Annotated in this window: 20 protein-coding genes; 10 read left to right on the plus strand and 10 right to left on the minus strand. The window is 62.8% G+C overall.

The genetic code is table 11. From position 1 onward, the window contains the following. The first annotated feature begins 4 nt into the window (after positions 1-4). Positions 5-616: a TetR/AcrR family transcriptional regulator gene (locus tag J7I86_RS18130; protein WP_214822085.1), complete on the plus strand. Its 612-nt coding sequence runs from the start codon at positions 5-7 to the stop codon at positions 614-616. Here the strand turns inward: J7I86_RS18130 and J7I86_RS18135 are convergent. Then, the gene (locus J7I86_RS18135; RefSeq protein ID WP_214822087.1) at positions 613-1728 is read right to left on the minus strand and encodes a serine hydrolase domain-containing protein; all 1116 of its coding nucleotides are present in this window, start codon (positions 1726-1728) and stop codon (positions 613-615) included. The two genes, J7I86_RS18130 and J7I86_RS18135, sit on opposite strands and share 4 nt — an antisense overlap. 9 nt (positions 1729-1737) lie before the next feature. Further along, positions 1738-2640 carry a tRNA glutamyl-Q(34) synthetase GluQRS gene (gene gluQRS, locus J7I86_RS18140; protein ID WP_214822089.1) on the minus strand — a complete coding sequence of 301 codons (903 nt, stop codon included), beginning with the start codon at positions 2638-2640 and terminating at the stop codon, positions 1738-1740. Positions 2641-3002: 362 nt separating this feature from the next. Between gluQRS and J7I86_RS18145 the strand changes: the two genes are divergently transcribed. Further along, a complete protein-coding gene (locus tag J7I86_RS18145) occupies positions 3003-3461 on the plus strand; it encodes an Lrp/AsnC family transcriptional regulator (protein ID WP_024818488.1) in 459 nt (152 codons plus the stop codon). 6 nt (positions 3462-3467) lie between these two features. Here J7I86_RS18145 and J7I86_RS18150 read toward each other — a convergent pair whose 3' ends face one another. Beyond that, a complete protein-coding gene (locus tag J7I86_RS18150) occupies positions 3468-3923 on the minus strand; it encodes an Lrp/AsnC family transcriptional regulator (RefSeq protein WP_214822090.1) in 456 nt (151 codons plus the stop codon). Between the two features lie 103 nt (positions 3924-4026). Here J7I86_RS18150 and J7I86_RS18155 point away from each other — a divergent pair, with 103 nt between their 5' ends. Continuing rightward, the gene (locus J7I86_RS18155; RefSeq protein WP_214822092.1) at positions 4027-4683 is read left to right on the plus strand and encodes a LysE family translocator; all 657 of its coding nucleotides are present in this window, start codon (positions 4027-4029) and stop codon (positions 4681-4683) included. Here J7I86_RS18155 and J7I86_RS18160 read toward each other — a convergent pair. The 3 genes from J7I86_RS18160 to J7I86_RS18170 all read right to left on the minus strand — a co-directional run bounded on the left by J7I86_RS18160 (position 4680) and on the right by J7I86_RS18170 (position 6619). Further along, the gene (locus J7I86_RS18160) at positions 4680-5147 is read right to left on the minus strand and encodes an SRPBCC family protein (protein ID WP_214822094.1); all 468 of its coding nucleotides are present in this window, start codon (positions 5145-5147) and stop codon (positions 4680-4682) included. The genes J7I86_RS18155 and J7I86_RS18160 overlap by 4 nt on opposite strands. Further along, complete coding sequence (locus J7I86_RS18165) at positions 5144-5539, minus strand: helix-turn-helix transcriptional regulator (protein WP_214822096.1); 396 nt, start codon at positions 5537-5539, stop codon at positions 5144-5146. Before J7I86_RS18165 ends, J7I86_RS18160 begins: the two co-directional genes overlap by 4 nt. A 108-nt stretch (positions 5540-5647) precedes the next feature. After that, entirely contained in the window at positions 5648-6619 is a 972-nt protein-coding gene (locus tag J7I86_RS18170) for a hypothetical protein (RefSeq protein WP_214822097.1), read from the minus strand. Positions 6620-6775: 156 nt separating this feature from the next. Between J7I86_RS18170 and J7I86_RS18175 the strand changes: the two genes are divergently transcribed. Then, positions 6776-7255, plus strand: a complete 480-nt coding sequence (locus tag J7I86_RS18175; RefSeq protein WP_214822098.1) for a DUF4383 domain-containing protein — start codon at positions 6776-6778, stop codon at positions 7253-7255. Between the two features lie 98 nt (positions 7256-7353). Here J7I86_RS18175 and J7I86_RS18180 read toward each other — a convergent pair whose 3' ends face one another. The 4 genes from J7I86_RS18180 to J7I86_RS18195 all read right to left on the minus strand — a co-directional run bounded on the left by J7I86_RS18180 (position 7354) and on the right by J7I86_RS18195 (position 12075). Further along, positions 7354-8169 carry an IclR family transcriptional regulator gene (locus J7I86_RS18180; protein ID WP_214822099.1) on the minus strand — a complete coding sequence of 272 codons (816 nt, stop codon included), beginning with the start codon at positions 8167-8169 and terminating at the stop codon, positions 7354-7356. Between the two features lie 88 nt (positions 8170-8257). After that, positions 8258-9514 carry an aminopeptidase P family protein gene (locus tag J7I86_RS18185; RefSeq protein ID WP_214822100.1) on the minus strand — a complete coding sequence of 419 codons (1257 nt, stop codon included), beginning with the start codon at positions 9512-9514 and terminating at the stop codon, positions 8258-8260. 28 nt (positions 9515-9542) lie between these two features. Then, positions 9543-10901, minus strand: a complete 1359-nt coding sequence (locus J7I86_RS18190) for an MFS transporter (RefSeq protein ID WP_214822102.1) — start codon at positions 10899-10901, stop codon at positions 9543-9545. Between the two features lie 502 nt (positions 10902-11403). After that, entirely contained in the window at positions 11404-12075 is a 672-nt protein-coding gene (locus tag J7I86_RS18195; protein WP_214822103.1) for a GntR family transcriptional regulator, read from the minus strand. Between the two features lie 152 nt (positions 12076-12227). Here J7I86_RS18195 and glyA point away from each other — a divergent pair, with 152 nt between their 5' ends. The 6 genes from glyA to J7I86_RS18225 are packed head-to-tail and all read left to right on the plus strand — an operon-like array spanning position 12228 to position 20260. Continuing rightward, positions 12228-13601: a serine hydroxymethyltransferase gene (glyA, locus tag J7I86_RS18200; RefSeq protein WP_214822104.1), complete on the plus strand. Its 1374-nt coding sequence runs from the start codon at positions 12228-12230 to the stop codon at positions 13599-13601. Next, a complete protein-coding gene (locus tag J7I86_RS18205; protein WP_214822105.1) occupies positions 13598-14818 on the plus strand; it encodes a sarcosine oxidase subunit beta family protein in 1221 nt (406 codons plus the stop codon). Before glyA ends, J7I86_RS18205 begins: the two co-directional genes overlap by 4 nt. A gap of 22 nt (positions 14819-14840) precedes the next feature. Beyond that, entirely contained in the window at positions 14841-15284 is a 444-nt protein-coding gene (locus J7I86_RS18210) for a sarcosine oxidase subunit delta (RefSeq protein ID WP_214822106.1), read from the plus strand. 2 nt (positions 15285-15286) lie between these two features. Next, positions 15287-18232 carry a sarcosine oxidase subunit alpha family protein gene (locus J7I86_RS18215; protein ID WP_214822108.1) on the plus strand — a complete coding sequence of 982 codons (2946 nt, stop codon included), beginning with the start codon at positions 15287-15289 and terminating at the stop codon, positions 18230-18232. After that, the gene (locus tag J7I86_RS18220) at positions 18225-18869 is read left to right on the plus strand and encodes a sarcosine oxidase subunit gamma (protein ID WP_214822110.1); all 645 of its coding nucleotides are present in this window, start codon (positions 18225-18227) and stop codon (positions 18867-18869) included. Before J7I86_RS18215 ends, J7I86_RS18220 begins: the two co-directional genes overlap by 8 nt. Beyond that, positions 18869-20260: an L-serine ammonia-lyase gene (locus tag J7I86_RS18225; protein WP_214822112.1), complete on the plus strand. Its 1392-nt coding sequence runs from the start codon at positions 18869-18871 to the stop codon at positions 20258-20260. Before J7I86_RS18220 ends, J7I86_RS18225 begins: the two co-directional genes overlap by 1 nt.

Consider the following 20260-nt stretch of genomic DNA (forward strand, 5'->3'; position numbering starts at 1 on the left):
ATCCATGACTGACCAGCCCTACCATCACGGCAAACTCCGGGAAGCACTGCTGGAACGCGCCATGGAAACCATCGAAGAAGCCGGAGTGGAAGGACTCTCCCTACGGCAGCTGGCCCGCGACGTGAACGTCAGCCACGGTGCCCCAGCCAAGCACTTCCGCGACAAGCAGGCCCTGATCGACGCAGTGGCACTGGCCGGTTTTGAGTCGATGAACCGCCTCATCCAGGACGCCGCCCAGTCCCGCGAAGACCTCCGCGGCCGTTTCGTCAGTGTTGGCAAGGCCTACGTTGACTTCGCTGTTGAGCACCCGGCCCTGCTGACGGTGATGTACTCCACCAAGCATCACCCCGATTCCAGCGAGGAGCTGCGAAGCACCGGCGTACAGGGTATACACGTTGCCCAAGCCATGGTTGCCGAGGCGCAGGAAGCCGGGGCCCTGGCCGCCGGAAACCCCGAGACACTGGCCATGGTGTGCTTCGTCAGCCTTCACGGCACGGCCCTTCTTGCGGCCGGCGGGCAGTTGGACGGGAACTCAGTGGAGGACGTCGTCACCGCCACCACGGACACTTTGTGGGCAGGAATGGCGGCCGGCGTCCCGGCAGCGCAGCTCCACTAAGCAGTGAAACCGGCGATGACTTCCCTGACCGCCGAACTCAGCTGGAAGTTGCGGCACCCCACTCCCCCGGGCTCGGCCGCCTGCGGCACGTAGCCAAAGCCGAGTTCATATACAGGGTCCGCGAACCCCAAAGATGCGCTGGCGCCGTCATGCCCGAATGCACGATAGCTGCCGAACGGCATCCGCATGTGGGACTTCATGAAAACGGTGCCGAAGCAGCCGGTCTCGCCAAATACGCGGTCGATCCCGAAGACCTGTTCGGCGGACACAGTCCGGATAGTTTCCTCTGTCAGGAGGGGCGCCATGGATTCATCCGTCAAACCAGTCAACGCCGCCGCATAGATCCTCGCCATGCCTTCCGCGCTGGCCACGCCCGCTACCGAGCTCAGCCCCGCGGCCCGGACTTCCTCCATGTTGGGAAGGTCCAGGATGTCGCCGAAAGCCGCGTTGGCGGCCAGGCCGAAGTGGCTGGCCGGGTCCACCCACGGCTGCGAGGGATCAGCCGCCCAGCGGAACGGCGCAAAGCGGGGTTCCTCGGAATCGGGCAGGCCAAGGTAGAAGTGCGCACCGGTCACGGCACGGATCCGCTGCTCGTAAGCCTCCTGCAGCGTGGAACCGGTGATGCGGCGGCACAGCTCTTCCATGAAAATGCCGATGGTCAGCGCGTGATATCCGAACGCCGCACCGGGCGTCCATAGCGGCGGAAGTTTGGCGAGCTTGGCAGCCGCGAGCTCGGAGTTGTTGACCTCGTGGAGGGTTAGGCCGCCTTCCACTCCAAGGAGCCCGGCCTGATGCGAAAGGAGCTGGGCAACCGTCACGGAAGACTTGCCCTCAGCGCCGAATTCGGGCCAATACTTGACCACTTCCGCTTCAAGATCCAGCTGGCCGTCTTGGACGAGCAACGCCATGACCAGCCCTGCCATGCCCTTGGAACAGGAGAAGACGCCCGTGACGGAATCGGGGCGGGTGTGCGGACCACCACTGAGGTCCAGCACCTTGACCCCGCGATGGTACGCCGCAACTTGCGCAGAGTAATCAGGATCCTGCTCGAGAAAACGGCCGAAGAGCTCGGCGACGGGTTCGAAACCTGGGGCGATCAGCTGTGACTGCATCCAGACAGCCTACGCGGCGGTCGGTTCAAACCCGGGAGTTTTCCACACCCAGGGTTCCCTCGGCACGTTCCACGGCGTGAAGTGCGGCAAGGCATCCTGCACGCTTCCGGCTGGCAATTCGAGGGATTCAAGGATCAGGTCACGCACGCGAGCAGCAGTAATTCCGACGGCGGCGAGGTCGCCTAGCGTGACGGCACCGTCGCGTTTTGCCAGCCTGACGCCGTCGTGGTTCACCACTAACGGAACGTGGGCGTATTCCGGTGTCTGCAGCCCCAGCAGCGTTGCCAAATACGCCTGCCGAGGGGTGGACGAGAGGAGGTCGTCGCCCCGCACCACCTGGTCAATTCCTTGGGCGGCATCGTCAACAACTACGGCGAGATTGTAGGCGGTGACGCCGTCGTTTCGGCGAAGCACAAAGTCATCCACCACACCCACGTACTTGCCGTGCAACTGGTCCTCAACAGCCCACTCCGAAACCTCTGACAGCAGGCGAATGGAAGCGGGACGAGTCGCGCGCCGGATCTCGCGTTCGGCGTGAGAAAGCCGCCGACACGTCCCCGGGTAGGCGCCCTGGGGCGCATGCGGCGCGGACGGCGCTTCCTGGATCTCGCGCCGCGTGCAGAAGCACTCGTAGGTGCGGCCTTCGGCCGTGAGACGAGCGATCGCTGCTTCATACAGCGCCGCCCGCTCAGTCTGGCGCACGACGGCGTCATCCCAGCTGACGCCCACGGCCTGCAGATCGCGGAGCTGCTCCGCCTCGGCGCCGGACCGGGCACGGTCCAGGTCCTCGACGCGCAGCAGGAACTTCCGGCCGCTGGACTTCGCGAACAGCCAGGCAAGAATGGCGGTGCGAAGGTTGCCGACGTGCAATTCGCCGGAGGGGCTCGGAGCGAAGCGGCCAGCAGAAGTCATGGTCCAAGCCTATGCGCCGGGGCAGAAGCGCCAGCAACTGTGCCGGCAACCACAAGAGCCCCTCAGCTACCGCAACGATCCGGTAGCTCAGGGGCTCTTGCTGCGGCGCCCGGGTGAAGGGGCGGGGTGCAGAATGACAATGCTGTGAACAAGAGTCAATCAGCGGCTGCTTCCTTGCGGGAAACCTGTGCAGGGCTCCGGGTGGTGTTCCGGGGTCCTGGTGCCTGCGGGTTTTGGCGGTAGCCTCGTCCTGCTTCGTTGTCACCATTTGAGCAGGAGACATACAGTTGGTGCAACAGACACCCCAATGGTTGGTCGATCTGATCAGTCAGATGTGAATAGCTAGTCAGGAAGTGATCACTTTGCAGGAACTCGACGCCACGGACCGCCGGATCCTCGCTGCCTTGGACGAGGACCCACGCGTGCCCATCATGGTGCTGGCCCAGAAGCTGCACCTCGCTCGCGGAACAGTTCAGTCGCGCCTGGAACGGATGACGGCATCCGGAGCACTCCGTCCCAACAGCAGCCGCGTCCTGCCCTCGGCTTTGGGACGCGGTGTGGCTGCCGCCGTCAGCGCCGAGCTCGATCAAAGCCACCTGAACGAGGCAATCGCTGCCCTACGGGAGATCCCCGAAGTCCTGGAATGCCACGCCCCCGCTGGCGATACCGACCTCATCATCAGGGTTGTGGCCAAGAGCCCGGACGATCTGTACCGGGTATCCGAAGAGATCCGCCTATGCCCAGGGATAGTGCGCACGTCCACCAGCATGTTCCTGCGGGAAGTGATCCCCTACCGGACAACGGGCTTGCTGGCAGAGTAGGGCCGGCTAGACCGGCGGTCCGATGTTGGTTTTCAGGTTCTTCATCACCAGCGTTGACGTGAGGCGTTCCACCGCGGGAAGCGCCGCGAGCTCGTCGTCGTAGAACCGCTGATATGCGGGCAGGTCCGCGGCAATGACTTTGAGCAGATAATCCGGGGATCCGAAAAGTCGCTGGGCCTCCACGATGTTGGGACTGGCGGTGACACGCTCTTCAAACTCCGCCATGATGGTGCGTTCCACCTGCTTGAGGGTGACAAAAACAATCGCTTCGAAACCCAGGCCCACCGCGGCAGGGTCGATGTCTGCACGGTAGCCACGGATCACTCCTGAGGATTCCAGATCGCGGAGCCGCCGGTGGCATGGAGCCACCGTCAAACCCACCTTCGAGGCAAGGGCCGTGGCAGTCATTCGGCCATCCTCTTTGAGGTGGCGCAAAATACTTCTATCAATTCCGTCAATCACGCAATAATGTTACCCAAATCAGCCGGGAACGGGCTAGAAACGGGAACACTTATGCGCCCTTTTTCCCTAGAGTTTTCCTACCATCTAGCCCTGGAGAGAAAACGTGAACCCGCAGCTGTTTCTGGCCTTCATGATCGTCGCCGTCAGTTTGGCATGCACGCCCGGCGTCGACTGGGCCTACTCGATTTCGGCGGGACTCAAGCAACGCAGCTTCGTCCCCGCGGTGGCTGGCCTGTGTAGCGGCTATGTCATTCACACCCTGCTCATGACGGCAGGGTTGGCGGCTCTCCTGGCCGGAGTACCGGGACTTCTGGGGTGGCTGACCATCGCCGGTGCCGCCTACCTGCTGTGGCTCGGCGTGGCTACCATCCGCTCATGGCGAGGCGCGAGCTTCAGTGCGGAAGGCGGCGTCGTGCAGTCCGGTAACCAGCTCCGCACGTTCCTTCAGGGCATGGGCACCAGCGGCATCAATCCCAAGGGCCTGCTCTTCTTCGTGGCGCTGGTGCCACAGTTCGTCAGCCCCGAGGCAGCACTGCCTGTTCCGGTCCAGTCGGGCTTGCTGGGCCTAACCTTCGTCGTCCTTGCCGGGGTGGTCTACACGGCCGTCGCGTTGACCTCCAGGAAGCTGTTGGCTTCCCGGCCTGGCGCCGCCCGCGTTGTGACCTTGGTCAGCGGGATCATCATGATCGGGCTGGGGACAGTGCTGCTATCGGAGCAGCTCCTTCCGCTTCTGCCACAGCTACGGCCGGCCGGCGCTTAGGCGGCAAGCAGTTCATCCAGCCGCTCGTATCCTTCGATCACGCCATAGTCCATCCCAGTAGCCAAAGCCATGTCCCGCGCTTCAACCGAGGGGTAGACCTCGTGGGCTGCCATCCGCGTCCTGCCATCAATTTCCTCGAAAGTGGTGGTACTGATGACCACTTGGTTGGGCGCGCCCTCGAACTCGATGGTCTGGATGATCAATGCGTCGGATTCAACGGTATGGAAAACGCCGCGGAAGCCGTACATCCCGCTGTCGTCGCCGCTTTCATAACGCCAGCTGCCGCCGGTGGTTGCGTTGTACTCGGTAATTTTCGTCTGCGTGTTGCGCGGGCCCAACCACTTGGCCAAGAGGTCCGGGTCAACGTGGGCCTCGAAAACTGCACTGACGGGAGCGTCGAAATCGCGGACCGTGTCAACGAACGGGACGCCGCTGTCGGCCGTGATTGTTGTTGGAGTGCTCATTTCGATTCTTCTTTCTTGTGTGCTGGTGTGTTTTCTTTTTGCTGGTTCGGGATGCGTGCGCCGAGCAGCTCGTCCAACTGCCGGAAGCGGGACTCGGCAATCAGCCGGTACTGGTCGATCCAGGCGGTCAACCGCTCCAGGGCGGCTGCATCCAAATGGACAGGCCTGCGCTGGGCGTCACGCGAGCGGGTTACCAATCCTGCGTGCTCCAGGACCTGTATGTGCTTTGAAACCGCTTGCTTGGTGATGGCGAATGGTTCCGCGAGCTCGTTGACCGTTGCATCTCCCCGTGACAGCCGGGCCACCATGGCCCGCCTCACCGGATCGGCCAACGCCATGAAGGCTCTGTCCAGGGTGTCGGCAGTGTCTGACACCTGAGCATCGTGTTCCATTCCCGCATGCACCTTTCGTAACTGCCAAACACTGATCAACTGAATCATTGATCAACTGATTGGTTGATTAAGAGAATACGCCTCTCCCCTGGAAGACACAACGGTTTTCTATTCGCCGCCCAACTGCCTGAAGTCGTTCTCCCAAAGGCGCCGCATCTCAGCGTCTTTACGGATAACTTCCAAGGTCTCCAGCTCCGCAGGAGGGGCCGGACGCTTGGACCGCGGAGTCAATGTACGCCGGCCCTGGTCAAGTGCCAGCAGCGCCCTGTCAGTCAGGGCGTCATTCTTCAATGCCAGATTGGTCTTCCGACGCCGGAGGACTTCCTTCAAGGCCGCTTGGGCCGATTCGAAGTCGCCCCTGGCCCGTTGCGACCTCGCGCGTATTAACAGGAGCGCCGCCGAGAGGTCGTCCGTGTTCAGCAACCCCTCGGTCCACAGCACCACGTCGCGGTGGCGCTCCAACGAGTACGCCGCAGTGCAGCGCGCCAACGCAGAAGGCAACGACGGCGGCAACGTCACCACAGCTTCCAACGCCGCCTGGGTCATCCCCATCTCGCGGAGGCAATGGGACAACGCCAAAAACACGGACTCCTCACTGAACAGGACCGGAACCTCGATGCGTTCGGCCACCTCAACCTTGGTGACCACCTGCCCAAGGTACATAGCCGAGAACTGGCTGGCGTCGTCGTCGATCCTTGTTGTTAGACCGCGCTGCAGCAGCTCCGATGCCCTCAAGAACCCGCCATGTTTGTACGTAAGCAAGCCGGCCATGACGTGGCACAGGCCAGCCCATCCCGGGTTCATGCGGCCGAAAGCGAGGAGTCGATCCGGCTCAGTGGAAGTGAAAACCGCCTCGTGCATGGCCTTCGCCGTCTTGGAGGACAGCATCTTCAACCGTGGAACATTGCCGGCAACAGTCAACCGCGCGTGGTCCCGGCCACTAAGGACACCGGAAAGCACGTCATTCACTCCGTCAGTGAGGCCGCGCACGGGTGTGCGGACATAGCCCTCGCGGAAAGGAGTGAGGTCCCGGGTGTCATGGAAGATCGTGTGCACGCGTCCGTTGGGAGCTTGGCTCATGAATCCATGCTAACCGCCGCTGAACTGGGCTCATCCCCTGCTATCCGAGGCATTTCAGGAGTAGTATGGCGGCGTCGGCAAGGTATTGCGACACCCCTTGCCGCAGGTCGGCTCTCCATGAGAAGAGCCGGGTAACCGCGTGAAAGGGAGGACTTGATGACCACCGCTTCGCACCCCGCCGAACACCACCACATGATGGGGTTGACGCTTCGCAACACCGCCATGGGCGTTGGCATAGTATTTTTGCTGGTTGGCGTCCTGGGCTTTATCCCGGGAATCACCACCAATTTCGGCGCCATGACCTTTGCGGGACATGAATCCGGCGCCATGCTGCTTGGAGTCTTCCAAGTGTCCATACTCCACAACATCGTTCATCTGCTGTTTGGCGTGGCCGGCTTGGCCATGGCAAGGAACGCACGCATGGCCCGCTTGTTCCTCTTGGGCGGCGGCGCCGTGTACATCGTTCTTTGGATCTATGGCCTGGTCATCAACCAGGAAACAGGTGCCAACTTTGTCCCGTTCAACACGGCTGACAACTGGCTCCACCTGATCCTCGGCGTAGCCATGATCGGCCTGGGCGCCTGGCTCGGCAGGGATGCCACGGACGAAACAACCACAGCGCGACGGAAGATGTAGCCCCTTCCTCACGTCTGGTAAAAGAACGACGGCGACCGCCTCCTCTGAGGGACGGCCGCCGTTTTTTCTTTTTTGGGGCTCGACGGCGTGTTCCCGGCTTAGCGCGGGGCGCGGCCGCCTAGCCGTGTGGTGACCTTGGCAGCTGCTGCAGCACATGCTTCACCGAGGCTGTCCAGGATGTCCTGCGATACACGGAATTTCGGCGCCGGGATCAGCACTGATGCCACGATGTCGCCGCGATGGTCATAAACGGGCGATGCCACGCCGACTTCTTCAATGGACGTCTCCCCGAAGTTCACTGCCCAACCGCGCTTCATTGACTCTCCTACTCGGGCCAGATAGGCCTCAACAGCGTCCTCGTCCAAACCCGGAAGCGTGATGGAGCCGCTTCGCAACAACTGACGCACCCGGTCCTCGTTCTCCGCACCAAGGAACACCTGTACCGACGAACTCAGGGCCTCGCTATACCGGACACCCAACGGAGCGAGGTGTTTGACCTGGTGCCTGCTGGGAATTTGTTCCACGCACATGGATTCATTGCCGTTCCACACCATGAGCGCGCTGGTCTCCCCCGTGCGCTCTGTGAGTTCGCGCAGCACAGGGTAGGCAACGCGGCGTTCTTCGAGTTCCGCCAGGAGGGGGCCCGCCATCGCGATCATTCCCAGCCCCAAGCGGAACCTGCGCGAATCGACGTCGCGCTCTACAAGGTTTTCCTGTTCCAGCGTTGCGAGGATGCGGGAAACGGTGCTCTTATGCATGCCAATGCGGCCCGCGATTTCGGTGACTCCCAGGAGCGGTTCGTCGGCGGTGAAGCTCCTCAGGACAGCGATGGCGTTGACGATCACCGAGGTGCTTTTGCTATCCCCGTTGCCGTTGCTGTTGTCAGGAGTGTCGCTGGATTCAGTGGGAGTCATGGGTTCACTATATTTCGCTGGGGCAGGGGATCTCGCTGGGGCAGGGCGGCGGCCGGTGGACACTACGCTGCCTCCACCGGCCGCTCCATTAGGCTCCGATGATGTTGTACTCGGGGCCAAACGGGAACTTGGTGATGTTCTCCGCACCGCCTTCAGCTACCACCAGGATGTCGTGCTCGCGGTACCCACCGGCACCGGGCTGGCCGTCCAGGACCGTGATCATCGGTTCCATGGAGACCACCATGCCCGGTTCAAGGACGGTGTCAATGTCCTCGCGTAGCTCCAGGCCCGCTTCGCGTCCGTAGTAATGGCTCAGCACACCGAACGAGTGGCCGTAACCGAACGTGCGGTTGGCCAGCAGTCCGTGGCTGACGTAGATCTCATTGAGCTCGGCGGCGATGTCCTTGCAGACGGCACCGGGCTTGATGAGTTCCAGGCCGCGCTTATGGACCTCAACGTTGATGTTCCACAGTTCCAGCGAACGGGCATCGGGTTCGCCATAGAACAGGGTCCGTTCCAGCGCGGTGTAGTAGCCGCTGGTCATGGGAAAGCAGTTAAGGGACAGGATGTCGTGTTCTTGAATCTTCCGGGTGGTGGCCCAGTTGTGGGCGCCATCGGTGTTGATACCAGACTGGAACCAGACCCAGGTATCGCGGATTTCCGAGTCCGGGAAGGTACGGGCAATCTCGTGAACCATTGCCTCCGTGCCGATCAAAGCAACCTCATACTCGGTGATGCCCGCCGTGATGGCGTTGCGGATGGCCTCGCCGCCGAGGTCGCCGATGCGGGCGCCGTGTTTGATGACAGCGATTTCCTCGTCCGACTTGATCATGCGCTGACGCATCGCAGCCTGCGCGACGTCCACCAGCGTTGCTCCGGAGAAGGCAGCCTGGATCTTGTTGCGGTTGTCCAGCGGCAACGAGTCATCTTCGACGCCGATGCGGCGCGGGTTGATGCCACGGGTCCGCAGGACTTCCTGGATGGCGTGGATGTAGTTGTCCCGGCGCCAGTCCGTGTACACCAGGTTGTCGCCGTAGCTGCGGCGCCAAGGCATACCGGCGTCGATGTTTGCAGTGATGGTGACCGTGTCATCCTTGGTGACCACCATGCCGTAAGAGCGGCCGAAGTAGGTGAACAGGAAGTCGGAGTAGTACTTGATGGAGTGGTAGCTGGTGAGGACTACGGCGTCGAGGTCCTTCTCGGCCATGATGCTGCGAAGGCCGGCGAGGCGGCGTTCAAACTCAGCGTCGGAGAAGGTCAGCGAGACTTTTTCGCCGTTGTTGAGGACCTTGGTGCGTTCGAGCTTGGCCACATCGTTGACGGCCTCGTTCTGGGTGATGGTCATGGTGGTTCCTTTCAATGGGTGGGTTGTACTAGTCCCGCAGCAGGGGCTTCTTGGAAGTCTCGGCGGCGAACAGGACTGCGATGAGGGAAACTATGGCGGCGGCCACGATGTACCAGCCGGGTGCCAGTTTGTTGTGGGTCATGCCGATCAGGAGGGTGGCCATGAACGGAGCAGTGCCGCCGAACAGGGCGTTGGAGAGGTTGAAGCTGACGGCGAAGCCCGTGTAACGAACCTTCGTGGGGAACAATTCCGCGAGGAAACTGGGTAGGGTGCCGTCGTTGAGCGTGAGCATGCCGCCCAAAAGAATCTGAACCAGGACGATCACCAGGAAGTTGCGGGTGTCCAGGAGCATGAACGCAGGCACCGTCAGCAATATGAAGAGGACCGAGGCCGTGATCAGCATGCGCTTGCGGCCGAACCTGTCCGAGGCAATGCCCGTCAGGAAGATGAAGCCGATGTAGCTGGCCAGGGCAATGGTGGTAGCAAGGAACGATTCCGTGGCACCGAAGCCGAGCTCCTCTGACAGGTATGTGGGCATGTAGCTGAGGATGACGTAGAAGCCCACCGCGTTGAGCAGGACCGCGCCCGTGGCGATGATGAGCTGCTTCCGGTACGTCCGGAACATCGCAAAAGCCGGCGCTTTGACGCTGTTGTCCTTCTCAGCCAGTTCGCGGAACGCCGGGGTGTCCTCCAACTTGGTCCGGATGTACCTGCCGATCAGGCCCATGGGCGCGGCGAGCAGGAACGGCAACCGCCAGCCCCACTCGTTGAGCTGCTCTGCCGTCAGGACTGAACTCAGCAGGGCGGCCAACAAGGAACCCAGCAGGAGTCCCGCTGCGGTACTGGCAGGCACGACGGCGGCATACACTCCGCGGCGATTCGCCGGCGCATATTCCACCAGGAAGGCGGACGCCCCTGCGTACTCGCCGGCTGCGGAGAATCCTTGGACGACTCTTACGACGAGGAGCAGGATCGGGGCCATCACGCCGATGGTGGCGTAGCCGGGGATCAGTGCGATGCAGAACGTGGCCACCGACATCAGCACGATCGAGAGGGAGAGCGCCTGCTTCCTTCCGAGGCGGTCGCCGATATGGCCCCAGATGAAACCACCAAGCGGCCTCACGAAGAAGCTGATGGCGAAGACACCGAAGGTCGCCATCAGGGCTGTCTGGCGGTCGGACTCCGGAAAGAAGACTGTGGAGATGATGCCGGCCAGATAGCCATAAACGGCGTAGTCGAACCACTCAACAAAGTTGCCGATGAAGCTGGCAGTGACTACTCGCCGTCGAGTGTCCTTACTGACTGTGTGATTGGGGTTCTGGGTGTGGCTGAGGCCGGAGGCGGGTGAAGTGCCTTGCTCGGCTGCCACAGAGAATTCATTGCTCATGTGTCCACCAAAATCTTTGGGGTTGCATTCCACGCAACGCTGTTGCACCAGCGTATGTGTGAGCGACGTCATGGTCAAGAGGTTTAAAGAAGCGTTATCCAGCGCCCAGAGCGTTAGCGCAGAGACTGAGGGCAATAGTGGCGTTGTTGTTAGAAAAGAGACCGTGTTGCAGCAAGCGAGACATCCGCCTTCCGACGCTCTCTCACATCACTAGCCCTTCACCCGATCGCTCTCTCACTTGCTTGAAGAAAGCCCCCACCCATTTGGCACTTAAGCGTGGATGCCGCAGCTCAGGCGCGCCCACGGCAATGCCAACCAAGATGCTGGAAAGGGAAAGGGGGTCTCGGCTCGAGCACGAGGGACATGAGAGAGGATCGCGCCCAAGCACCCGGGACATGAGAGAGCGACGCGCCCAAGCACCCGGGACATGAGAGAGCGACGCGCCCAAGCACGCGGGACGTGAGAGAGGAGCGCGCCCAAGCACGAGTGATGTGAGAGAGGGTCAGAGGACCTTGCGGATGGTCTCTTCGAAGCTGACTACGTGGTGCAGGGCGAGTTCGGCGGCGCGTCCTTCGTCGCCGTCGGCTATGGCGGTGAGGAGATCAGCGTGTTCGGAGATGTGGCCGGATACGGAGGGCATCTTCTCGAGCATGTGGCACCAGATGCGGGTGGCGAGGTTGTCGTACCGGATGAGGACGTCTTCGAGATGCGCATTGGCGGAGGCCTTGTAGATGAGCCTGTGGACCTGGATGTCGTAGCGCATGAGTTCTTGGGAGGAATTGTCCTGGCCTTCAAGATCACGGATTGCAGCGGCGACGGCGCGGAGCTCGGAACGCATGGCGGGGCTGGCCATGCGGGCAGCCTTCCTGGAGGCAAGTGGTTCCAGGAGCTCGCGGATTTCGGAGACTTCGGCGAGCTGGGTGATGTCCACGCCGGTGGCGAACGTGCCCCGCCGGGGGTATGACACCACGAGATGGTCGCTTTCGAGGCGTTTGATGGCTTCGCGGACAGGAGTTCGACCAATGCCCAGCTCGGCGGCGATTTGGCCGTCATTGATGGGGTCGCCGGGTTTGACGTCCAGCATGATGAGCCTGTCGCGCAGCAGCAGGTAGGCGTTCTCCGCGAGGGACGTACCCTGTGGAGCGGACTCCAGTGCTTCCAATGCTGCGCTCATTGCTCTCTCCCGTTAGTCGCATTTCCAGTCTGCTGGATGGGTTACCGCAGACCTGTTGACGACCATGTGATCTTCAACATACTATGGCAATAGTTCTAATATATCAGTTGCCTAACAGTCGGCCACTAGACAAGCTTTTGAAGGAGAACACCATGGTTGAACCGCTGATCCGCCCGCTCGCACAGGCGGACCCGGAGGTCGATCAGGCGATCGCCCAGGAACTCATCCGCCAGCAGTCCACGCTGGAAATGATCGCCTCTGAGAACTTCGCTCCTACGGCCGTCATGGAGGCCCAGGGATCGGTCCTGACCAACAAGTACGCCGAGGGCTACCCGGGCAAGCGCTACTACGGCGGCTGCGAACACGTTGATGTGATCGAGCAGCTCGCCATTGACCGATTGAAGGCCTTGTTCGGCGCAGAGTTCGCCAACGTGCAGCCCCACTCCGGTGCCCAGGCCAACGCCTCGGCCATGCACGCACTCATCACCCCGGGCGACACCATCATGGGCCTGAACCTCGCCCACGGCGGGCACCTGACCCACGGCATGCGCATCAACTTCTCCGGCAAGCTGTACAAGGTTGTTCCTTACGGAGTCCGCGAGGACACCCACACCGTGGACATGGCCGAAGTTGAGCGCCTGGCTCTGGAGAACAAGCCGCAGCTGATCGTCGCCGGCTGGTCCGCGTACTCCCGCCAGTTGGACTTCGCCGAGTTCCGCCGCATCGCGGACCTGGTAGGCGCCTACCTCATGGTGGACATGGCCCACTTCGCCGGCCTTGTGGCGGCAGGGCTGCACCCGAGCCCCGTCCCGCATGCGCACATTGTCACCAGCACAACCCACAAAACCCTCGGCGGTCCGCGCGGCGGTGTGATCCTCACCAACGACGCCGACATCGCCAAGAAGGTTAACTCCGCAGTCTTCCCCGGCCAACAGGGCGGTCCGCTGGAGCACGTCATCGCGGCCAAGGCCGTGGCCTTCAAGATGGCAGCAGAGCCCGAGTTCCAGGAACGCCAGGTCCGCGTCCTTGAAGGCTCCAAGATCCTTGCCCAGCGCCTCCTCCGGGAAGACGTTGCTGCAGCCGGCATCTCCGTTGTCAGCGGCGGAACTGATGTCCACCTGGTGCTCGCCGACCTTCGCCACTCGGTCCTTAACGGCCAGCAGGCCGAAGACACGCTGCACCGCATCGGCATCACGGTCAACCGCAACGCAGTCCCCTTCGACCCCCGCCCGCCCATGGTTTCCTCCGGCCTGCGCATCGGCACACCCGCCCTCGCCGCCCGCGGCTTCAAGGCTGAGGACTTCATCGAAGTTTCGGACATCATCGCGACGGCGTTGATCGCCGCAGCGAACAGCGGCACCCAAGCAGACAGCGCCGAAGCCGACGTCACCTTGGACGAGTCCACCGCCGTCGAACTCCGCCGCCGCGTGACCGCGCTGGCAGAGAAGTTCCCGCTTTACCCGCACCTGAACAACAACGGCAATGGCGCCGCAACCGAAGCAGAACTGATTGGAGCAGCCCAGTGAGTGCAGACCACCTCCCCGAGCACCCGGACTTCCTCTGGCGCAACCCGGACCCGAAGAAAAGCTACGACGCCGTAATTGTGGGCGGCGGCGGGCACGGCCTGGCCACCGCGTACTTCCTGGCGAAGAACCACGGCATGACCAACATCGCCATCCTGGAAAAGGGCTGGCTGGCCGGTGGAAACATGGCCCGCAACACCACCATCATCCGTTCCAACTACCTCTGGGACGAGAGCGCTGCCATCTACGAGCACGCCCTCAAGCTCTGGGAAATCCTCCCGGAAGAGCTGGAGTACGACTTCCTGTTCAGCCAGCGCGGCGTCATGAACCTGGCCCACACCTTGGGCGACGTTCGCGAAAGCGTTCGCCGCGTGGGTGCCAATAGGCTCAACGGCGTGGACGCTGAATGGCTGGACCCGCAGCAGGTCAAGGAACTCTGCCCCATCCTGAACATCAACGACAACATCCGCTACCCAGTCATGGGCGCCACGTACCAGCCGCGCGCAGGCATCGCCAAGCACGACCACGTGGCCTGGGCATTCGCCCGCAAATGCGACGAGCTGGGCGTTGACATCATCCAGAACTGTGAAGTCACCGGCTTCATCAAGGACGGCAACCGAGTCACCGGCGTCAAGACCACCCGCGGCACCATCAACACCGAAAAGGTGGGCCTCTGCGCCGCCGGCCACAGCTCAGTCCTGGCAGAAATGGCCGGCTTCCGCCTGCCGATCCAGAGCCACCCGCTCCAGGCACTGGTGTCCGAACTGCACGAACCCGTCCACCCCACGGTGGTCATGTCCAACCACGTCCACGTGTACGTCTCCCAGGCCCACAAGGGTGAACTGGTGATGGGCGCCGGTGTGGACTCCTACAACGGCTACGGCCAGCGCGGCTCGTTCCACGTGATCGAGGAGCAGATGGCAGCAGCCGTGGAGCTCTTCCCGATTTTCGCCCGGGCTCACGTGCTCCGGACCTGGGGCGGCATTGTGGACACCACGCTGGATGCCTCGCCGATCGTGGGCCTGTCACCGGTGGAGAACATGTTCGTCAACTGTGGTTGGGGAACGGGCGGCTTCAAGGGCACCCCGGCGGCCGGCCTGACCTTCGCACACACCATTGCCACCGGCGCACCGCACAAGCTGAACAAGCCGTTCGCACTTGAACGCTTCGAGACCGGCGCTTTGATCGACGAACACGGCGCCGCAGCCGTAGCCCACTAGCCAGGACAGGACAGGAAAAGACATGCTCCTCATTTCATGCCCCAACTGCGGGCCACGCGACGAAACCGAATTCCACTACGGCGGTCAAGCACACGTCGCCTACCCGGAGAGCCCCAACGACCTCACGGACCGTGAATGGGCTGAATACCTGTTCTACCGCGAGAACACCAAGGGAACCTTCGCCGAGCGTTGGGTCCACAGCACCGGCTGCCGCCAGTGGTTCAACATGCTCCGCGACACCGTGAGCTACGAGATCCACTCCATCTATGGGATGGGCCAGCCCCGCCCGAACCTCTCGGCGAGCGCCGCCGCAGGAACCAGTGCGAAGAGCGAACCTGCCCAGCCGGGCGAGTTCACTCAGACCGGGGAATTCGGCCAAACCGAACCGGGCCTCGCTCCCGGCGCCCCAACCACGGGTGCCCCAATCTCCGGCTCCACAGCACCCACCTCCTCGGAAGGAGTCTAGAAGTGACCAGCAAGAACGCACGCCTCGCCACCGGCGGACGCATCGATCGCAGTATCTCTTGGCGCTTCACTGTGGGCGGCCAGGAGTTCACCGGCCACCCGGGCGACACCATAGCTTCGGCGCTGCTGGCCAATGGCCACATCAACGCCGGCAATTCCCTCTACGAGGACCGCCCACGCGGCATCATGGCCGCAGGTGTGGAAGAGTCCAATGCCTTGGTCAAGATCGCTCCCCGTTTCCGCGGACACGTCGCCGAGTCCATGCTTCCCGCCACAGCAGTGTCCTTGGTGGACGGCATGAACATTGAGCTCCTCTCCGGCCTTGGCAAACTGGATCCCAACGAGGACAAGGCCGAGTACGACAAGAAGTACGTCCACACGGACGTCCTGATAGTCGGCGGCGGTGTGGCAGGCCTGGCTGCAGCCCGTGAAGCTGTCCGCACCGGCGCCCGCGTCGTCCTGATCGATGACCAGCCGGAACTCGGCGGCTCCCTGCTGTCCGGTTCCACAGCCCCGGAATTGGCCGAATTGATCGAAGGCAAGCCGGCCCTGGAATGGGTTGCTGATGTGGAAGCTGAGCTGGTTTCCGCCCGCGAATGCACAGTGCTGAACCGCACCACGGCTTTCGGCTCCTACGACTCCAACTACTTCATCGCGGCCCAGAACCGCACGGACCACCTGAGCGTTCCGGCAGCTTCGGGTGTTTCCCGCCAACGTATTTGGCATATCCGTGCAAAGCAGGTTGTGCTGGCTCCCGGCGCCCACGAGCGTCCGCTGGTGTTCGAGAACAACGACCGCCCGGGCATCATGCTCGCCTCCGCCGCCCGCACCTACCTGAACCGTTACGCCGTGGCAGCCGGTTCGCGCGTGGTCATCACCACCACCAACGATTCCGCTTACGCTCTTGCTGCGGACTTGAAGGCAGCAGGCGTGGCGATTGCCGCCGTCGTCGATGCCCGTCCGCAGATCAGCGCGAAGGCCGCTGCCGCCGTCGAGGCCGGTATCCGGGTCCTGATCGGCAGTGCTGTGGCTGACACGTCCGCTGATGAGAATGGCCGCTTGAATGGCGTCACCGTCCGCAGTATTAACGACGACGGCGAACTCACCTCGGGCGTCGAACAGCTGGCTGCCGATCTGCTGGCAGTTTCCGGTGGCTGGAGCCCGGTGGTCCACCTCCACAGCCAGCGCCAGGGCAAGCTGCGTTGGGATGACGAGCTCGCAGCGTTCATTCCCACCGCTCCCGTCAAGGACCAGCAGGTTGTTGGGGCAGGCCGTGGCAGTTTCGAACTCCAGGACTGCCTGGCAGAAGGCATCTCGGCGGGAGCGGCAGCGTCCATCGCGGCCGGTTTCGAATCCGCAACCACCCCGGTGGAGCTGCAGGCACCCGTGGCGAGCGCTCCGAGCCGCCAGCTCTGGTTGGTCCCCGGACAGACCGGTGAGCCCGGCGAATGGCACCACCACTTCGTGGACTTCCAGCGCGATCAGTCCGTAGCGGATGTCCTCCGTTCCACGGGTGCAGGTATGCGGTCCGTGGAGCACGTCAAGCGATACACCTCCATCAGCACGGCCAATGATCAGGGCAAGACGTCCGGCGTCAACGCAATCGGCGTGATCGCCGCAGCGTTAAAGTTCGGCGGAGCTGAGAACATTCCGGGCGTCGGCGAGATCGGAACCACGGCTTACCGTGCACCTTTCACCCCGGTGGCCTTCGCAGCGTTGGCTGGCCGCCAGCGTGGGGAACTGTTCGACCCCGCCCGCGTAACGTCCATCCACCCGTGGCACGTCGCCCAGGGCGCACTGTTTGAAGATGTTGGACAGTGGAAGCGCCCCTGGTACTACCCGCAGGCAGGGGAAGACATGGACACAGCGGTCCTGCGTGAATGCGCAGCCGTCCGCGACTCCGTGGGCTTCATGGACGCCACCACGCTGGGCAAGATCGAGATCCGTGGCAAGGACGCCGGCGAGTTCCTGAACCGTGTCTACACCAACGCGTTCAAGAAGCTCGCCCCGGGGTCCGCCCGCTACGGTGTCATGTGCACCCTGGACGGCATGATCTTTGACGACGGCGTAACACTGCGCCTGGACGATGACCGTTACTTCATGACCACCACCACCGGCGGCGCAGCCAAGGTTTTGGACTGGCTGGAAGAGTGGCACCAGACGGAGTGGCCGGAACTCGACGTGGTCTGCACTTCCGTGACGGAGCAGTGGAGCACCATTGCAGTCGTCGGCCCGAAGTCCCGCGCAGTGATCGCCAAGGTTGCTCCCCAGCTCGCCGAAAACGGTGGCCTGGACGCTGAAGCTTTCCCGTTCATGACGTTCCGCGAGACCACCCTGGCCTCCGGAGTGCAGGCACGCGTTTGCCGTATCTCCTTCTCCGGTGAGCTGGCCTACGAAATCAACATCCCGTCCTGGTACGGACTCAACACTTGGGAAGCAGTTGCTGCCGCAGGTGCCGAGTTCAACATCACCCCGTACGGCACGGAAACCATGCACGTCCTCCGCGCTGAGAAGGGCTACCCGATCGTGGGGCAGGACACAGATGGCACGGTCACCCCGCAGGACGCCGGCATGGACTGGATTGTCTCCAAGGCCAAGGACTTCATCGGCAAGCGCTCCTACCTCCGGCAGGATGCAAGCCGCGAAGACCGGAAACACCTGGTCAGCGTCCTTCCTGTGGACCACTCGTTGAGGTTGCCGGAAGGCACGCAGCTGGTGGAAAAGGGCATCCCGGTCAACCCGGCCTACGGACCCGTTCCCATGGAGGGTTTCGTGACCTCCAGCTACCACAGCGCCGCGCTGGGCCGTTCCTTCGCCCTGGCTCTCATTCAAAACGGCCGCAACCGCATCGGCGAGACCCTGGTGGCCTCGCTGGGAGACCAATTGGTGGACGTGGTTGTTGGCGAAACCGTACTTTTCGATGCTGAAGGGACCCGCAAAGATGGCTGAAACAGCAACACCAGCAGAAACCGCACACGTCAACCGCGTCCGGGGCGCCCGCCGCAGCCCGGCCGAGCACTTGGCTGACGCTTTCACCTCAGGCTCCGTGCCGGGAACGGTGACTCTCACTGAGATCCCGTACCAGGCCATGGTTGGGCTTCGGGTTGACCGAACGTCCGACGCCGGTGCCCGCGTTGCGGCCGTGACCGGCGGCTTGCCTGCCGCATGCGGTGAAGTGACGGGGACCGGTTCCGTGAACACCCTGTGGCTTGGCCCCACCGAGTTCATGGTGGTGGCACCGGAAGAAGCCCACGACTCCCTGGGAGGCTCCTTGGTCAGCGACCTGACCACGGCGCTGGGCACCGATGCAGGCCAGGTGGTGGACCTGTCCGCCAACCGCACCACGTTCGAGCTCTCCGGCAGCCACGCCCGCGCAGTGCTGGAGAAGACCTGCGCCTTGGACCTGCACCCTCGGGTCTTCAAGGCCGGCACGGCTGTCTCCACTGAGCTCGCCCACATCCCGGTGATGCTGTGGAAGACCTCGGACGAGTCCTACCGGATCTTTCCCCGGGCCTCGTTTGCCGACTTCCTGGGACGCTGGCTCCTCGATGCCATGCGGGAGTACGCCTCCCCCGAGGTCCCCTAATGGCACTGAGTGTGCTTGATCTGTTTTCTGTTGGCATCGGGCCGTCGTCGTCACACACGGTCGGACCCATGCGCGCGGCAAAGCAGTTCACGGACGGTCTTGAATCGTCCGGCCAGCTTCCGGCCACGGTGCGCGTCCAGGCTGAGCTTTTCGGCTCCTTGGGCGCCACCGGCCGGGGCCACGGCTCAGACAAGGCTGTGGTGCTGGGGCTGCAAGGCCACTCCCCCGAAACCGTGAACACTCATACCGCCGATGACCAAGTAGCGGCCGCGGCACTCGATGCCGAGCTGCGCCTGGGCGGCAACCACCGGGTGGACTTCAACTGGGACGAGGACGTGGTCCTGCACCGTCGCAAGTCGTTGCCGGCCCACCCCAACGGCATGACGTTCCGGGCCTTGGACCACACGGGCGGAGTGCTCCGGGAACGCAGCTACTACTCCATCGGGGGAGGCTTCGTGGTGGACGGGGATGTCTCCGGCGCCGACAAAGTTGTAGCCGACGACACCGTCCTGCCCTACCCCTTCACCACCGCAGACGAGCTCCTTGCCATCTGCCTCCGCGAAGGCAAGTCCATCTCGGACATCATGCTGGCTAACGAACTCGTTTGGCGTACCGAGGAGGAGCTGCGCGAACGGCTCCTGAGCATCTGGGCCGTCATGCAGGAATGCGTGGACAACGGCTGCTCTGCCGAAGGAATCCTGCCCGGAGGCCTCAATGTAACGCGACGGGCGCCGTCGTTGTTCAAAAAGCTTTCCGAAACCGACGCGGACCTGAACGGTGCCAGCTCGGCGGACCCTTTCCTCGCTATGGAATGGGTCAACCTCTTCGCGCTGGCCGTGAACGAGGAAAACGCGGCGGGCGGCAGGATTGTCACCGCGCCAACTAATGGCGCCGCCGGAATTGTCCCGGCCGTGCTGCACTATTACACCAAGTTTGCTCCGGGAGCCAACGACGACGGTGTCGTGCGGTTCCTGCTGGCGGCGGCCGCCGTCGGAATCCTGTTCAAGATCAACGCGTCCATCTCGGGCGCCGAGGTGGGCTGCCAGGGTGAAGTGGGTTCCGCCTGCTCCATGGCCGCCGCCGGCCTCTGCGAAGTCCTGGGTGGAACGCCCGAGCAAGTGGAAAATGCCGCCGAAGTCGGCATCGAACACAACCTTGGCCTCACCTGCGATCCCGTGGGCGGGCTGGTGCAGATCCCCTGCATCGAACGCAACGCGATCGCAAGCGTCAAAGCCATCAATGCCGCCCGCCTTGCCCTGCACGGCGATGGCAGCCACAAAGTTTCCCTGGACAAAGCCATCAAGACCATGCGCGAAACAGGCGCAGACATGAAATCCAAGTACAAAGAGACCTCCCGTGGGGGCCTCGCCGTCAACGTAGTGGAGTGCTAG

Source organism: Arthrobacter sp. ISL-95, from assembly GCF_018613695.1.
Taxonomy (GTDB): Bacteria; Actinomycetota; Actinomycetes; order Actinomycetales; family Micrococcaceae; genus Arthrobacter.